Origin of the sequence: Leptolyngbya sp. AN10 (assembly GCF_050565645.1) — a bacterium.
Classification (GTDB): Bacteria; Cyanobacteriota; Cyanobacteriia; order Leptolyngbyales; family Leptolyngbyaceae; genus Leptolyngbya.
Genome location: NZ_JBNXVP010000026.1, coordinates 26,142 through 39,948, shown reverse-complemented (window position 1 = coordinate 39,948; position 13,807 = coordinate 26,142). Strand labels below are relative to the sequence as shown.

Sequence of the window (13,807 nt, the reverse complement as noted above, 5' to 3'; positions counted from 1 at the left end):
GTGTCAACGAGAATCGGAAGGATTTTGCCAGAAGAATTGATTCTCGTCGGGGATTTTCTCCGTAATATTCTATAGAAGCTAAAAAACTTTATTAAAACTGCGCGTCGATCGCTGTATACGTAAAGATTCGATGAAAGTCGAGCAATCAAAGCTTTCATCCGGAAAGAGAGTCTTTATAGTTGGAGTACCCAGAATGAGTAGAACTACGGAGCGGCGGAACGATCGTGCTTGCATTCGTCGTCGAATAACCAGTACTCTGATTTCGCTTTAAAATGTCAGGGTTTTGAGACAAGCGTTCGGAATGAGATTTTGAATGAATTGGTGTGGGGGAAAAGAATGGCATTAGTTCAGCAGTACGAAGAGGTCTTGCTACAGCCACAAGGACGGCTGGATATGGTGGGCGGTGAAGCACTACAGCAACAATGGGCAACACTGGCTCCAAGACGATATAAGGTCTGGATTATTGATATGTCGAGAATTGAGTTTATCGATAGTTCAGGATTGGTCGCCCTGGTGACGGGATTAAGAGCGGCGGCGGAGATGGGCACGAAGCTGGTGCTGTGCGGTTTGCGTCCTTCGGCTCGACTGATTTTTGAGATTACGCAACTCGATCGAGCTTTTACGATCTTTGAGAATTATGAGGCGATCGCTCGATCGTTCGGACGGAATCAAGAGGTTTTACAGGCAGTTTAGAGCAGTGGGCGATCTTTCATACCCCACAAAAAGCCCCCGCAAGTTCATCACTGCGGGGGCTTCATTGATCAATTGCGTTAGAAATTTCTGCTCTAAGCGTTCCCAAAGCTGGGTAAAGAAATTTCACCTTCACCCCGTGGAAAAGTGGGTAAATCGAGATGACCGTTGCGACGATTTTTCACAGCAAGACGGTAATTCACGCTTTGTAATTCCGCATGGAGTTGACGATTTTCTCGCTGAATCATTGCCACTTTTTCTCGGACAGGCTGCATCCGTTCTGCAAATTTCTGACGGTACACTTTCGGTAACTCTTGCACCACCTGTTCGAGCATCTTCGATCGCTCAGTCAGTTCTTGAGTCGTTTGGCGCAGTTCGTAGATTTCCTGATCTCGCTGCGTAATCTGCTCTTGGTAGAACGTGACTTGCTGTTCAACCGTTTGAAGCTGTTCGCGCAGCGAGTGGACTTCTGCCAAGTGCCGCTCAGAGGGTTCATCAGACGAAGGAACGGGTGTATTTGCGTTGCCTTTTACCAAACGGAAAAGCTCTTGAGACAACTGCTGCACGAGTTGATCGCGCATTTGCAGTTCTTCTTGGAGCCGGAGATTTTCAGCATGGATTTGTTGGGCTTGAGAAGCATCGAGTTGAATCACGAGACAGGTACTCCCTTTGGGGTCATCAAGTTGAGGTTTTCCTCCCATAATCGCGGAGGAGACGATCGACGAATTTCTCGCCAAATTGCGGTTGCCGCCAATGTACCATCTGCGACCGCAATTGATACTTGATTTAACCCCTCTTTTAAGTCTCCGATCGCATAAATTCTCGGATGCGATGTCTTGCACATATTATCTGTGACTAAATTGCCACCCTTCCATTCAAGATCTAGCCCCTTTAAGTAACCGTTGTAATAATGCGAACCCATTGCTACGAGTCCGGTTTCAAGTTCGATCGTGCGTCCGTCGGCAAGTTCAACTCCAGTCATACGATGACCATGCCCGACAAATCGCTTCAGAGGAGTTTCGACCAGCGGATAGCCATGCTCTTTTAACTTTTGGCGCATGGCATCGCTCACCTCGAATAACCCTTGAGTGAATACCGTGATGTAAGGCGTGAACCAGTTAAGGACAAATGCTGTATTAATCGCGCCTTCGGTTCCAGCAAATAAGCCACATTTTGTATCCGCCATTTCCCAACCGTCACAGATCATGCAGACGTGCAGATTGTGACCTGCGTAATCGAAGACATTCTGCATATCGTCGAGTTTGGGCAAATGGTCGATAATACCACTTGCAGCGACCACATATTTAGCGCGGAATACCGGATAGCTACTTTCGACTTTGCCAACTTTGGTTTTGACCGCAAAGGTATCGCCCTCGTCTTTCACGTCTTCGACAAAGCCCATAAGGTAATCGCCACCGAGTGAAAGGAAGTGATTTTGACCTTGTTGAAGCATCGTGCGTCCGGGGGTTCCGGGCGGTAAGCCGAGATAATTTTGAAGCTCCTGCATCCAGAACGATCGACCGCGACCTTTTTCGATCACAAGACACGACAGCCGATAGCGTTGGAGATAAATTGCGGCAGAGAGTCCACCTGCTCCACCGCCAACAATGATGACATCGTAAACGTGGTCGAGCTTCTCTTGAAGGTTCTTTCTGGTGAGCTTCATATCTGATCCTTGTGTGAATGCGGCAGTCTGTGGGCAGGATTTCACCCTGGATTCTTAACTGTAGCAATTCCAGGGAAAGACGAGGATCGGGTAGCTGTACCGCAATGGGTGGGATCTTTAGAATGTCTGCACGATCGAGCCTTACGATTTGCCTACCATTTTGATCAATTCCACACCGTTCTGCAAAAGTACGATCGACGGATTGCCGCCATTCACGTTAATTCTTTTCACGGTCACTTCGCCATTTGCGAGTTTTTCACCGACTTGCACATAGCGCGAACTTCCGTCTGTATCTTCGATAATGGCGCTCAGTTGAGTTCCGGTTTGAATTACGCCTGTGAGTGCGATCGAGTCTGCCAAATTGGTACGCGAAACAGGCGGCATCGGAGGGGGCGCAACGGGAATCGCGGGCAGTGGACGGACTGAAACCGTTTGCGGGATTGGAGTGTACTGGACAGGCTGAGGTAGGGGAACGACAGGCTTAGAACCGATGGAAGCTTTCGCGGCAATGGGTTTTGGTGGAACGACGGTTGCTTGAAGAGTCGTAGGAATGGTTGGAGCCGCAAAGGGATCACGAGTGCTGGAAACCGCAACGGGCATTAAAGGGGTTTTGTTATCGGTGGTCGGAATCATGCCGGGAACTTTGATCGTTGCCAAAGTCTGAGGTTTTGCAGGCACGATCGGTTGAGCGAACGCCTGCGGAGACGGTTGAACTTTTGCTTGCGGGGGACGGTTCGATTGGCAACTCACAAGGAAAAGCGCAGTTCCAGCAATCATCCAGTGACGGTTATTCATACAAACATTCCGGGTGGCTACGTCCTTCAGAATAGACAGGGTTTCGCTGAATGCACGGCGATGTTGAAGGTTTTGGCTATCGGTTTTAACGGAAATTTGAAGCACGATCGTATTTCTACGTGGGCGTTCTTGCGGTTGACTGACTCCAGCAAGAAACGATTCACTGGTGGCGCTTACAAGATAGTTCTGCTTAAATTTATGAAGCGATGTGCCTCCTATAAATTCGTCCGACCCTCATGAAGCGTCCCATTGTCTTTCTGATCTCACTGTATGCAGCCTCGCTGATTCCGATCGTGAGTGTCCCGATTCTAATGAGCTTAAAGAGTCCTGCCACGGTGTCTGTAATCGAGACGTTCCAATTTGTGGCGGGCTACTGTCATGTTGGACTGACCCCGTTCTTTTACACAGAGTCGAATTTGAAGGACTTTTTCCAGAAGAACGCGACGATTTATTTTTGGCTGCCATTAGCGATTCTAGCTGGAACAGGATTACTATTTGCCTTTTTGCCAGGGTCGATCGTTCAGAATCTCTTGATTCCTTACTTTATTTGGCAAACTTGGCACTATCAGCGACAGAATTTTGGAGTGTTGAGCTTTGTTGCCAGTTTGACAAAATCGGGCAAAGTCACTTCTGAAGAAAGACAGTTGTTGAATTGGGGTGTGATCGCTGGAATTCTAGGGTTTTTCAAGCTGCAATTCGTTGGGCAACAAACCCTTCTTCAGAATCAGTTTGATCTGCTGTATCAAGCTGGCGGTTTGATGATGATTGGAATCGTGGCGTTCTTTATTTATACGCTGTTCAAGCATCGCAATATTATCGCGAGTCCAGTCCGTCTCAGTTTCTTGTTCATTACGACATTCTTCTACCTGCCGACTTTCTTGTTTCCAGATGCGAATTCTGGAGTGGCGAGCTATGTGTTTGCTCATGGAATGCAGTATTTCGTGTTCATGTCGTTTGTGGCACAAGGAGAGGTGCTGATTAAACCCTTGATCAAGCTGTTTTCGATCGCGGCAATTGTTACGCTGCTCTATCTTTGTGCAGGAACTAAGGTGCTGTTTGGATTAGTTCCGGGAGCAGCGATGGCGCATTTTGTTGTAGATGGACATCTTTGGAAGATGAGTCAACCGTTCCAAAGAGCTTATCTCAAACGCTCGTTCGATTTTATTTTCCAATGAAGCAGTTGGTCTTAGTCGGCGGAGGGCACAGTCACGCGGTAGCTCTGCTGCACTTTGTGTTCGCGCTTCGACAGTTGGGCTTGTCTCCTCTCTCTGATGTGCAGATCACGCTAATTTCTGAAGCTGAGGATACTGCCTATTCGGGAATGCTGCCGGGTTATGTGGCGGGGTTCTACTCTTACGAAGAGTGTCATATCAATCTACGATCGCTCTGTGAGTTTGCCAAAGCCCGATTGATCGTCGATCGAGCCATTGGATTAGAGCAGAATCGCGTGATTTGTGAGCAGAATACGATCGAGTTTGATGTAGTGTCGATCGACATTGGCAGTACTCCAACGATTCCAGCAGGTGCGAAAGGGATTGGAGCAAAACCGATTTCAAGGTTTCTCAACTGGTGGAATGACTTTGCTCAGAGCAATCCGAAACAGTTAGCCATTGTTGGAGGTGGAACTGGAGGAGTCGAACTTGCTTTGAATATGCAGCACCGATTACCAGAGACAGAGATTCATTTGTTTCAGCGCGATCGAGAATTAATGCCGAAACATAATGTTTGGGTGCGTCGTCAGTTTAAACAATTACTAATTCAACGAGGCATTCAATTGCATTTCGGTGAAGCGATGACAACAGACTTTAAACCAAGTCAGATTGTTTGGGTGACTCACGCTTCTGCGCCCAATTGGATTCGGGAATCTGGACTTAAGACAGATGATCCGGGATTTATTCTCGTGAATGATGCTTTGCAGTCGGTGTCTCATTCTCAGGTGTTTGCAGCAGGTGATATTGCCACAATGGTGAACTACGATCGACCAAAAGCAGGAGTGTTTGCAGTCAGACAAGGAAAGCCTTTGTTTGAGAATCTTCGTGCTGCTTTGAACGGTCAAGCTTTGAAAGCTTATTATCCTCAAAGCACTTATCTAAGCTTGATTGGAACCGGAGATCGTTCAGCAGTGGCATCTTATGGAAAGTTTGGATTACCTCGATCGCGCTTGCTTTGGTGGATGAAAGACTTTATCGATCGAGCATTCATGAATCAGTTTCGTAACTTAGGGTAGGACTATGCAACTCTCTATTTCTGATGATCAGCTAAAGATTGACTTAGATTGGTTGGAGCGCTTTTGGGCGTTTTACTACAATGCTGATCTGCACATTCCAATGAGTCACATTAAACAAGTTTCGACTGAGGAACCACCGAGCAGTTGGACAGATGCGAGATTGCCTGGAACCTTTTTACCGGGAGTGATCAAAGCAGGAACTTACTACACCGATCGCGGAAAAGAATTCTGGTATGCGACTCGATCGGGTCGGTATTTAGTTCTAGAACTTGAGAACGAGTTTTATAAGAGGATTGTGTTAACCACTGATCAAAATCAAGTTTGGGCAACACGCATTCGAGAGCATAATGGGCAGGCTATCTAACCATTGATAGACCAGGAATGGTTGTTTATCTAAGCAGGAACAATCAGAGTTCCAATCTTTTTTAGAACACTCAGCACATCATAAAGCTGATTACGGCGGGAGATCAGAGAATAGACATCTGAGAAATCATAAGCTTGCTCAAAGACCTTTGCAAATGCAAAACTACTCCCGTTCGTGACCAGTCCAAACACGGGTTGCTGAGAATTTGGATTTGCCATCATGTAAGTGAGTAGCTGCGGAATTCCAACCTCGATCGAAGCTTTCGTCTGCTTCGCTTCAACTACCAAAACCCAAAACCGCTGCTGAATCACTAAAGCATCAATCCGTCCCTGAATCTCTTCTTCATCTTCAAACTCAAAACTGACAGCCGTTTCTGCTCTAAATCGAAACGGAGGCTCATAAAATCCTGCCAAATCTAGCAGCGGAGAAACGATGAGCATTTTCACTGTTTCTTCCAGCATGGGGCTATCTGCTTGTTGATAGTCATACCGCTGTTTGATCAGATCCAGTCGGGCTTTTTCTTCAGCATTCAATCGCACTAAGTCTTCTCGCCATTCGGTGAAAAAGCGATCGGTGTTCGATCGCCTCAGTCCGAACCTCTCATGAACTTGACCCAAACTTACAATGTGCTTAGAGATTGCTTGAACCATTTGCCGTACCAATGCTTCCTTTAATGATAATCACTGTAATGCCTGAGACAGAGAAAGCTGTAGAAGAATTTGTTAACATAACTTCATTGTTCTCTTATCTGCGATCGTATGTTGCTTAATCCGAATCAGCGAGAAAAGTTAGACCCGTCCAATGATGCGTTGTTCTATGAGCAACCGCGCTTTGTCACGCATGTCGATGAAGGATTCATTCAACAGTTGACCGACTTGTATCGCGATCGCTTAAAGCCAAACTCTCGTATCTTTGACATGATGAGCAGTTGGGTGTCGCACTTGCCCGATGATGTCAAATTTGAACACGTAGAAGGACACGGCTTGAATGCAGAGGAACTGGCACGAAATTCTCGATTAGATCATTACTTTGTGCAAAATCTGAACTTAGATCCGAAGCTGCCACTGCCCGATCGATCCTTTGATGCAGTGTTGAATACCGTTTCAGTTCAGTACGTTCAATACCCTGAAGCGATTTTTAATGAGATTCATCGCATTCTGAAACCGGGTGGAATTGCCATTATTAGCTTCTCGAATCGGATGTTTTATCAAAAAGCGATCGCAGCTTGGCGAGACGGAACAGAACGCGATCGAGTGGAACTGGTAAAAAACTACTTCAAAGCGGTTCCAGGATTTTCACAGCCCGAAGTCGTTGCCAAACAATCTCAAACGCCAGCCGTATTTCAACTGTTTGGAATGTCTGGGGGAGATCCGTTTTATGCGGTGATTGCCACTCGGAGTGATTCATAATAGGCTTACTGTCATTGCACGTAGCGATCGCACTTCGATACAAATCAGTGCGACTTTGCAAACATATTTCTCTGATGACATAGATAGATTGAAAATCGCAAAGAGAGATAACGACTTAGCTCCCGCACACAGGCGAGATCGCTAGAATTTCATCAACTTGCACCCGGAATTGTTCATCGGGAACTAAGGAGATTTATCGAAAACAAATTACCCGCTGTCTTCGGCTTCGCTCAGTCAGCTAGAGATCGCGCCCTGAGCGAAGCCGAAGGGCAGTCTTTCAAGCGGTAAGCTCTTTCGTAGAAATCTCCTAAGTCAGTTTTTTCTCCAGCAAGTTTGATGTTGAGACAGAAACTCAGCATCAGGCGATTGATTTAATATCCAATCATCAGGAAACTATGGAAACTTCTGCAACTATCAGTGTTCAATCCACTCTCGATCGAGTTGTTCGATCGCTCAAAAAATTCTGCTTAAATCTTCGGAGTTCTGCTTGGATTCACATTGCCGGATTGATGTTAGGAGCCTCGATTCTGGTGGCAATTGTGCCAGCCGCTCAAGCCTTTAGCGTTCGAGTGAACTCCAATGTTTCTGCGGTGAATGTTCGGAATGGTCCTGGAACTCAGTTTGGTTTAAATGGTAGACCGCTCTTTCCAGGCGAAGTTGTTCGAGTTGTGAATCAGTCTGGAAACTGGTATCAATTGCCCGATGGCGGTTGGTTCTCATCCTCTTTCGTCACTTCAGGAGTCGGAACGGGAAGTGGTGGAGTTGGCGGCGGGGGAACTCCGATCAATCGAACCGTGAGAGCTACTACAACGGTGAACGTGCGAAATGGTCCTGGAACGGGATTTAGCTTGAATGGCAGACCGCTTTTCCCTGGTGAAACAGTGCGAGTGATTCGCCAATCGGGAGGCTGGTATCAGTTATCAGATGGCGGTTGGTTCTCTGGTCAGTTCGCGCAAGTGGTTTCAGGGGGTGGAGTTGGTGGTGGTGGCACACCGATCAATCGAACGGTCAGAGTTTCAACAACGGTGAATGTTCGGAATGGTCCTGGAACGGGATTTAGCTTGAATGGCAGACCGCTTTTCCCTGGTGAAACGGTGCGAGTGATTCGTGAATCGGGAGGCTGGTATCAATTGCCTGATGGCGGTTGGTTTTCTTCTGGGTTTGCGAGTGTAGTTTCGGGTGGCGGTACTGGAGGGGGTGGTAGCTTTGCATCGGCTACCGTTTCTACAAACGGCAGTAATTTAGTCGTGCGATCGAGTCCTTCGGGCGGCGCGATCGGCAGTCTTGCCAATGGAACCGTTGTTCGATTAACAGGGGTGCGAAGCGGAGGTTTTTCTCAGCTTTCGAGTGGCGGTTGGGTGTCTAGCACCTGGTTACGATAGAACGATTTGTGGATCAATTTAGAGGGTGTTTGAAAAGTAATCGTTTATCGCATTCACCCGCCCGGAAATGAATCTCCGGGCTAATCGGGGGAAGCCCACTAAACTGGGCTAAAAACTCTGTATTACGCTCTTAGCCCGCTTCAGCGGGGTTTCTTCCATTAGCCCGGAGATTCATTTCCGGGCGAACTCGCAACGCAGCAAAGCCGCTTTTTATACTTTTCAAACACCCTCATTAGCGCGGTAGGGAGCATTTCTCTACCGCTTTGATGTAAAGATTGCAATCGATCGATGCTGTGTTCGCAATCTGTGAGTACGCGATCGCTCAGTTCTATGTCACATTAATCTTGAGAACTGAACAACGAGTGAACACTGTGCAACAACTGAGTAGTCACGAGATTCTAGAACAGGCGAAATTCGCAGCAACTCACCAAGATTGGGGGCAACTGAGTCAGAATTTGCAGCAGATTCTCTCAACTGAAACTCAGTCTGAATTGTTCTGTGATCCAAACACGACTGTGATTCTGCTTGATCTAGCGATGCAAGTTCTGGAATCGGGTGGCTTTCAGGATCGATGGGATGTTGCAAAGCTATTTCCAAACTTTGGAAGTGATGCGATCGCGCCTTTGATCGAACTGCTCAATGATGAAGATGCGGAACCTGAATCGCAATGGTTTGCGGTGCGGATTCTTGGTAGCTTTAATCATCCACAAGTCATTGAAGCCTTGATCGAATTGTTGAAACATTCAGAGAGCGAAGATCTCAATTCGATGGCAGTATCAGTTCTTGCCAGCATGGGAAAAGATGCGATCTCAATGATCGAAACATTGTTGGCTGAAGATTCAACGCGATTGTTTGCAGTTCAGGCACTTGGGCAAATTCGTCGATCGGAAACGATCCCGCTCTTAATGCAAGTGGTTCGTGATCCAGAAGTTCAGATTCGTGCGATCGCAGTTGAAACCCTTAGCAGTTTCCATTCTGATGACATCACGACTGTTTTGATCGGAGCGCTCCAAGATGTTGCTGTTCAAGTCAGACTCGCGGCAGTGACCGGATTAGGCTTTCGTTCAGACTCTCCAGATTTAGTCGGTCAGCTTCGTCCGTTGTTGTTTGATCTGAACTTAGACGTGTGTCGCCAAACCGCGATCGCACTGGGAAGACTTGGAACTTCGCAAGCGGCGACTGCACTTTACGAAGTTCTGCAATCTGCCCATACACCGGAGAATTTATCGATCGAACTGGTTCGCGCTCTCGGCTGGATTGCTTTACCCGAAGCTTTGAACTATTTGAAATCTGCATTGCTAGAACTATCCGAAACAGTACAACTCGAAGTCATTCAAACATTGGGGCGAACCGATGCAGTCGAGTTGAAATCTCAAGCAGCAGAGATTTTATTAGATGCCCTACCAAAGCTGGAATCGATTGAACTTCGACAAGCGATCGCGCTTTCTTTAGGGCAATTAGGTAATCTAGAATCGATCAATGTTCTCGTTGCACTGTTAGCAGATAGGGATGATGGTGTGCGATTTCATGCCATCTCAGCTTTGAAAACATTAGATGCTGAACTATCCCATCAACAACTAGAGAAATTAGCGAAGATTGAACCAGAGGACTCGGAGCTAGGGCGAGGAATTGCGATCGCGCTTCGAGAGTGGAATTTTTAGATCGCTCGTTCTCTTTCCTAAGACAGGTTCCAAAACTATTGCTTTTGACTCGTTGTGACCGTTCCAAAAGGCTGATGTAGCAAACAATTAACGTCTTTATCTTGAGATTATTCGTAGTAAACATGAAATAACTGCTATGGCTCTTCATAAGATTAAGGACTTTGATCCTGAGTACCGTACTCACTTCGATAACAACGATGTCATCGGATTTGACCTCTACTCTGGCAATGACAAAGTTGGCTCAGTCGATGATGTTCTCGTCGATGATGACGGTACATTTCGCTATTTGGTCATCAATACAGGTCTGTGGATTCTGGGCAAAAAAGTATTGATGCCGATCGCACAAGGTCGCATCGATTACGCCGATCGTCGCGTTCATGCGAACAGTCTCACGAAGTCTCAAGTAGAAAGCCTACCGGAATACAATCCGGATCACTTGGTGGACTACGACTATGAAGAGAGCGTTCGCGGTGTGTATCGTCCTGCTGCAATCGCGGCTCCTGAAATGGCGTATGACCGGACAAGCTACGGTTACGATCGCGATCCGGATCTCTATGCGTTCGACAATGACCAAAGCTTGCGTCTCTATCAAGAACGTTTGATCGGCAGCAAAACTCGCATGAAAGCGGGCGAAGTGACGGTTGGTAAGCACATTGAAACCGAAACGGCTCGTGTGTCTGTACCGATCGAGAAAGAGCGCATCGTGATTGAACGGACTCCGGTGACGGGTGGAATGCCTGTAACTCCGGGCGAAGTCGATTTCCATGAAGGCGAAGTCGCGCGAGTGGAAGTGTACGAAGAAGTGCCGGACATTCACAAAGAAGCGTTTGTGCGTGAAGAAGTGCGCGTGAAGAAAGTGGTCGATCAGGATGTTGTCACCGCAGAAGAGCAAGTCCGTCGCGAAGAGTTAGATCTCAATGTTGATGGTAATCCTGTCGTAGAAAGAAAGATCTAATTCTCAGTTCAACAAGAAGGGTGAAAGATTCATTTCATCCTTCTTCTCACCCTTCAACTGCTGCCATGACCCCAAGAATTGATGAAACCCTAACCTCTGAACTGCTGACTCCTGAAGAAGCAATTCAGCTTTTAGAAGAACGTCTAGTTGTGCGATCGCACAAACGCAAAGTTGGCGAAATTGTCGTTCGCAAAGAGATCGAGACTCACATGGTCGAAGTTCCAGTGCGGCGAGAAAAGCTAATCGTGGAACAAGTTGAACCCGGATACGAACGCATTGCCGAACTGACTATCGGCGAGAGCTATCCGAATGGCACGACCACGAATGGACATAAAGCGAACATTGTTTCGGGTGAGTTTCATTCGCCCAGAGTTGCGCGAGATTTGCTGGATGCGATCGCGAGAACTCCCGACCATGACTGTGCTGAAATTCGTATCGAGATCACTCTCAAAGACTCGAAACATCAAGAGACTTATCAATCCTGGTTCGATCGCTGTCGTAAATCTTAGAGGACTTAAATCATGACGACTCAACTTGAAATGCAATCTAGCTCTGCTATTGAGACTACTGAGCAATCCATCACCGAACAACAACTGATCGAAGCCCGACGAATTGCGGCTTGGGAACGCGATCATGCTCAGATCCAGGATTTCTTTAACGATCCGATGAAGTACGTTTCGACGTTCTGGCAAGAATATAAGCCGATCGTGTACATTCTCGGTGCTTTTCTCACAGCCTTGTTCGCGCTGAATATTGTGCTTGGCATTATTGGTTTTGTTACCCACTTACCAATTCTCAGCGGATTGTTGGAACTGATCGGACTGGGTTACACCGTTTGGTTTGTCAATCGCTATCTGATGAAGGCTGAAACGCGCCAAGAGCTTTCTCAGAAGCTAGAAACGATGAAGCAAGATGTGATCGGTGCAACAAAGCCTGCTACGGATGAATTCGTCAACACGGTTCAGCCCGCGATCGAAGAGTTTAAAAATACGATCGAAGCTGAACAATCTCCGTCCTAAGAGGAATTTCGATTCGTCGATCGTTTTTCTATTCTGATTTCGTTGTCTCAAAAAGGTTGTTGTATGTTTCTGCAAGAAAAAGAAACGGGTAACTTACTCGAAGTGATTGATGTGACGTTGTTAGTTGATCCAACCGAAGATAAAGTTCCTGCTCGTGACCAAGCTGGGCAAGAGGAGCAAGACCCAGAGAAATATTCTAAAACTTCTTTGGTCTTTCCTTCGGGAGAGTCGCTTCCCCGCTGTTGGGTAGATGCCGACTATCGAAATAACTAGGTTTAATAGGATCTCCAACGATTACCGTTGGGGATCATTTTTATCAAATTTAAGAAAATGTTGCGAGATTGTTTTTTACTGCTGATGGAAATGCGGCGATCCGAAACGCCACGATCGCTAGAGCACTGTCTTGAACTGTGTCATCGTCAAGGAGATTCGGATGACGAGGCTGAATCTTGTACTGATTTAGAAGCTTGTATGGCTCGATATCGACGCAATCAACGCAAAGGGCGATCGCATTAAATCAAAACTTTGAACCCGTCCCCAAACAATTCGGGGACGGGTTCAGTATTGATCTGACTCAGGAAATTTTGGCTGTTAGGAGATTTATCGAAAACAAATTACCCGCTGTCTTCGGCTTCGCTCAGTCAGCTAGAGATCGCGCCCTGAGCGAAGCCGAAGGGCAGTTTTTCAAGCGGTAAGCTCTTTCGTAGAAATCTCCTTAACCCGCGAAGGCGGGTTTTGTTTGTATAGCCGCGAATTCTATTCGCCAGGGAATCAATTATCAAATCGATTCCGTTACAACGTTTACGCGATCAATTATCAGATCGATTCGGTCACACCATTCACACGATCAATTGCTAATCGATCTCGTCGTGATCTTCAAACGATCGATCAATTACTTGATCAATTTCGGCACAACACTTACGCAATTAATTGATCGCTTGATCGATTTCGTCGTAATCTTCACACGATCGATCAATTACTAATCAATTTCGTCGTGATCTTCATACGATCGATCAATTACTTGATCAATTTCGGCACAGCACTTACGCAATCAATCGATCGCTTGATCAATTTCGCCGTAATCTTCACGCGATCGATCAATTACTAATCAATTTCGTCGTGATCTTTATATGATCGATCAATTACTCGATCGCTTTTGTCACATCCTCAACCTTATCTCCTACTGCCTTCATCGCTTCATCCATTTTCTCGCTGGCAGCCTTCATTGCAGCCTCGGCTTTTGCCTTTCCGCTAGTCATGAAGAACTCTTTCTTTTGCATAAATAGCTCACGCTTCTGCTCTGGAGTCAACGACGTAAAGTAATCCTTGGGCACTGACTTCATCATCATTCCAATCTTGCCTTTTTGCTCTGGAGTCAGCGCGATCGACTTAAAGGCTTTCTTGACGCTCGTACCATTCGCGATCGCGTCTTCAAATTGCGATCGCTGTTCTGGAGTCAAGATGCTTTCTAATTCCGGTACAATCTTCGATTTCAGTTCTGCAAACGGATCAGTCATTGCGGTAGGAGCTTCCACCGCAGCAACTAAAGGAGACGCTTGAACGATCGGGGCGATCGTCAAACCCATCAACATCATCAAGCCCGCGAAGACTGCAACTAAAATTCGTTTCATTGTTGATA

The 13,807-nt window shown here is 46.7% G+C and carries 17 protein-coding genes; 12 read left to right on the top strand and 5 right to left on the bottom strand.

Going from position 1 to position 13,807, the window contains the following annotated elements; translation table 11 throughout:
- Nucleotides 1–336 precede the first annotated feature (336 nt).
- A complete protein-coding gene (locus ACQ4M5_RS28525; RefSeq protein ID WP_430679157.1) occupies nucleotides 337–693 on the top strand; it encodes an STAS domain-containing protein in 357 nt (118 codons plus the stop codon).
- A gap of 92 nt (nucleotides 694–785) precedes the next feature.
- Here ACQ4M5_RS28525 and ACQ4M5_RS28520 read toward each other — a convergent pair whose 3' ends face one another.
- From ACQ4M5_RS28520 to ACQ4M5_RS28510, 3 genes are all read right to left on the bottom strand, one after another.
- A complete protein-coding gene (locus tag ACQ4M5_RS28520) occupies nucleotides 786–1,391 on the bottom strand; it encodes an Npun_F5560 family protein (RefSeq protein WP_430679156.1) in 606 nt (201 codons plus the stop codon).
- Entirely contained in the window at nucleotides 1,340–2,356 is a 1,017-nt protein-coding gene (locus ACQ4M5_RS28515) for an NAD(P)/FAD-dependent oxidoreductase (RefSeq protein WP_430679155.1), read from the bottom strand. The genes ACQ4M5_RS28520 and ACQ4M5_RS28515 overlap by 52 nt, the downstream gene beginning before the upstream one ends.
- 141 nt (nucleotides 2,357–2,497) lie before the next feature.
- Nucleotides 2,498–3,151 carry a hypothetical protein gene (locus ACQ4M5_RS28510; protein ID WP_430679154.1) on the bottom strand — a complete coding sequence of 218 codons (654 nt, stop codon included), beginning with the start codon at nucleotides 3,149–3,151 and terminating at the stop codon, nucleotides 2,498–2,500.
- A gap of 236 nt (nucleotides 3,152–3,387) precedes the next feature.
- Between ACQ4M5_RS28510 and ACQ4M5_RS28505 the strand changes: the two genes are divergently transcribed.
- From ACQ4M5_RS28505 to ACQ4M5_RS28495, 3 genes are read left to right on the top strand one after another with little or no spacing between them, the layout of a single operon-like run.
- Nucleotides 3,388–4,326: a hypothetical protein gene (locus ACQ4M5_RS28505; RefSeq protein WP_430679153.1), complete on the top strand. Its 939-nt coding sequence runs from the start codon at nucleotides 3,388–3,390 to the stop codon at nucleotides 4,324–4,326.
- The gene (locus ACQ4M5_RS28500; RefSeq protein WP_430679152.1) at nucleotides 4,323–5,378 is read left to right on the top strand and encodes an FAD-dependent oxidoreductase; all 1,056 of its coding nucleotides are present in this window, start codon (nucleotides 4,323–4,325) and stop codon (nucleotides 5,376–5,378) included. Before ACQ4M5_RS28505 ends, ACQ4M5_RS28500 begins: the two co-directional genes overlap by 4 nt.
- A gap of 4 nt (nucleotides 5,379–5,382) precedes the next feature.
- Entirely contained in the window at nucleotides 5,383–5,742 is a 360-nt protein-coding gene (locus ACQ4M5_RS28495; RefSeq protein WP_430679151.1) for a hypothetical protein, read from the top strand.
- Nucleotides 5,743–5,771: 29 nt separating this feature from the next.
- Here the strand turns inward: ACQ4M5_RS28495 and ACQ4M5_RS28490 are convergent, their stop codons facing one another.
- A complete protein-coding gene (locus ACQ4M5_RS28490; protein WP_430679150.1) occupies nucleotides 5,772–6,392 on the bottom strand; it encodes a type I restriction endonuclease in 621 nt (206 codons plus the stop codon).
- Between the two features lie 108 nt (nucleotides 6,393–6,500).
- Between ACQ4M5_RS28490 and ACQ4M5_RS28485 the strand changes: the two genes are divergently transcribed.
- From ACQ4M5_RS28485 to ACQ4M5_RS28450, 8 genes are all read left to right on the top strand, one after another.
- Nucleotides 6,501–7,151: a class I SAM-dependent methyltransferase gene (locus tag ACQ4M5_RS28485; RefSeq protein WP_430679149.1), complete on the top strand. Its 651-nt coding sequence runs from the start codon at nucleotides 6,501–6,503 to the stop codon at nucleotides 7,149–7,151.
- Nucleotides 7,152–7,546: 395 nt separating this feature from the next.
- Nucleotides 7,547–8,533: an SH3 domain-containing protein gene (locus tag ACQ4M5_RS28480; protein ID WP_430679148.1), complete on the top strand. Its 987-nt coding sequence runs from the start codon at nucleotides 7,547–7,549 to the stop codon at nucleotides 8,531–8,533.
- Between the two features lie 275 nt (nucleotides 8,534–8,808).
- Nucleotides 8,809–10,194 (top strand): HEAT repeat domain-containing protein, encoded by a 1,386-nt coding sequence (locus ACQ4M5_RS28475; RefSeq protein WP_430679147.1) that lies wholly within the window; start codon nucleotides 8,809–8,811, stop codon nucleotides 10,192–10,194.
- Between the two features lie 136 nt (nucleotides 10,195–10,330).
- Nucleotides 10,331–11,149 carry a YsnF/AvaK domain-containing protein gene (locus ACQ4M5_RS28470; RefSeq protein ID WP_430679146.1) on the top strand — a complete coding sequence of 273 codons (819 nt, stop codon included), beginning with the start codon at nucleotides 10,331–10,333 and terminating at the stop codon, nucleotides 11,147–11,149.
- 65 nt (nucleotides 11,150–11,214) lie between these two features.
- Nucleotides 11,215–11,658: a DUF2382 domain-containing protein gene (locus ACQ4M5_RS28465; RefSeq protein ID WP_430679145.1), complete on the top strand. Its 444-nt coding sequence runs from the start codon at nucleotides 11,215–11,217 to the stop codon at nucleotides 11,656–11,658.
- 12 nt (nucleotides 11,659–11,670) lie between these two features.
- The gene (locus tag ACQ4M5_RS28460; RefSeq protein WP_430679143.1) at nucleotides 11,671–12,168 is read left to right on the top strand and encodes a CAAD domain-containing protein; all 498 of its coding nucleotides are present in this window, start codon (nucleotides 11,671–11,673) and stop codon (nucleotides 12,166–12,168) included.
- Nucleotides 12,169–12,231: 63 nt separating this feature from the next.
- Nucleotides 12,232–12,441, top strand: coding sequence for an acetyltransferase (locus ACQ4M5_RS28455; RefSeq protein WP_430679142.1), 210 nt, complete (start codon nucleotides 12,232–12,234; stop codon nucleotides 12,439–12,441).
- 57 nt (nucleotides 12,442–12,498) lie between these two features.
- On the top strand, nucleotides 12,499–12,684 hold the full coding sequence (locus ACQ4M5_RS28450) for a hypothetical protein (protein ID WP_430679141.1): 186 nt from the start codon (nucleotides 12,499–12,501) through the stop codon (nucleotides 12,682–12,684).
- Between the two features lie 626 nt (nucleotides 12,685–13,310).
- Here ACQ4M5_RS28450 and ACQ4M5_RS28445 read toward each other — a convergent pair.
- Nucleotides 13,311–13,799 carry a hypothetical protein gene (locus tag ACQ4M5_RS28445; RefSeq protein ID WP_430679140.1) on the bottom strand — a complete coding sequence of 163 codons (489 nt, stop codon included), beginning with the start codon at nucleotides 13,797–13,799 and terminating at the stop codon, nucleotides 13,311–13,313.
- Between the last annotated feature and the right edge of the window lie 8 nt (nucleotides 13,800–13,807).

What these genes read in the sequence shown, in the direction of transcription:
- ACQ4M5_RS28525 (WP_430679157.1), top strand. Translation starts at nt 337, where the DNA reads ATGGCATTAGTTCAGCAGTACGAAGAGGTCTTGCTACAGCCACAAGGA.
- ACQ4M5_RS28520 (WP_430679156.1), bottom strand. Translation starts at nt 1,391, where the DNA reads ATGGGAGGAAAACCTCAACTTGATGACCCCAAAGGGAGTACCTGTCTC.
- ACQ4M5_RS28515 (WP_430679155.1), bottom strand. Translation starts at nt 2,356, where the DNA reads ATGAAGCTCACCAGAAAGAACCTTCAAGAGAAGCTCGACCACGTTTAC.
- ACQ4M5_RS28510 (WP_430679154.1), bottom strand. Translation starts at nt 3,151, where the DNA reads ATGAATAACCGTCACTGGATGATTGCTGGAACTGCGCTTTTCCTTGTG.
- ACQ4M5_RS28505 (WP_430679153.1), top strand. Translation starts at nt 3,388, where the DNA reads ATGAAGCGTCCCATTGTCTTTCTGATCTCACTGTATGCAGCCTCGCTG.
- ACQ4M5_RS28500 (WP_430679152.1), top strand. Translation starts at nt 4,323, where the DNA reads ATGAAGCAGTTGGTCTTAGTCGGCGGAGGGCACAGTCACGCGGTAGCT.
- ACQ4M5_RS28495 (WP_430679151.1), top strand. Translation starts at nt 5,383, where the DNA reads ATGCAACTCTCTATTTCTGATGATCAGCTAAAGATTGACTTAGATTGG.
- ACQ4M5_RS28490 (WP_430679150.1), bottom strand. Translation starts at nt 6,392, where the DNA reads ATGGTTCAAGCAATCTCTAAGCACATTGTAAGTTTGGGTCAAGTTCAT.
- ACQ4M5_RS28485 (WP_430679149.1), top strand. Translation starts at nt 6,501, where the DNA reads ATGTTGCTTAATCCGAATCAGCGAGAAAAGTTAGACCCGTCCAATGAT.
- ACQ4M5_RS28480 (WP_430679148.1), top strand. Translation starts at nt 7,547, where the DNA reads ATGGAAACTTCTGCAACTATCAGTGTTCAATCCACTCTCGATCGAGTT.
- ACQ4M5_RS28470 (WP_430679146.1), top strand. Translation starts at nt 10,331, where the DNA reads ATGGCTCTTCATAAGATTAAGGACTTTGATCCTGAGTACCGTACTCAC.
- ACQ4M5_RS28465 (WP_430679145.1), top strand. Translation starts at nt 11,215, where the DNA reads ATGACCCCAAGAATTGATGAAACCCTAACCTCTGAACTGCTGACTCCT.
- ACQ4M5_RS28460 (WP_430679143.1), top strand. Translation starts at nt 11,671, where the DNA reads ATGACGACTCAACTTGAAATGCAATCTAGCTCTGCTATTGAGACTACT.
- ACQ4M5_RS28455 (WP_430679142.1), top strand. Translation starts at nt 12,232, where the DNA reads ATGTTTCTGCAAGAAAAAGAAACGGGTAACTTACTCGAAGTGATTGAT.
- ACQ4M5_RS28450 (WP_430679141.1), top strand. Translation starts at nt 12,499, where the DNA reads ATGTTGCGAGATTGTTTTTTACTGCTGATGGAAATGCGGCGATCCGAA.
- ACQ4M5_RS28445 (WP_430679140.1), bottom strand. Translation starts at nt 13,799, where the DNA reads ATGAAACGAATTTTAGTTGCAGTCTTCGCGGGCTTGATGATGTTGATG.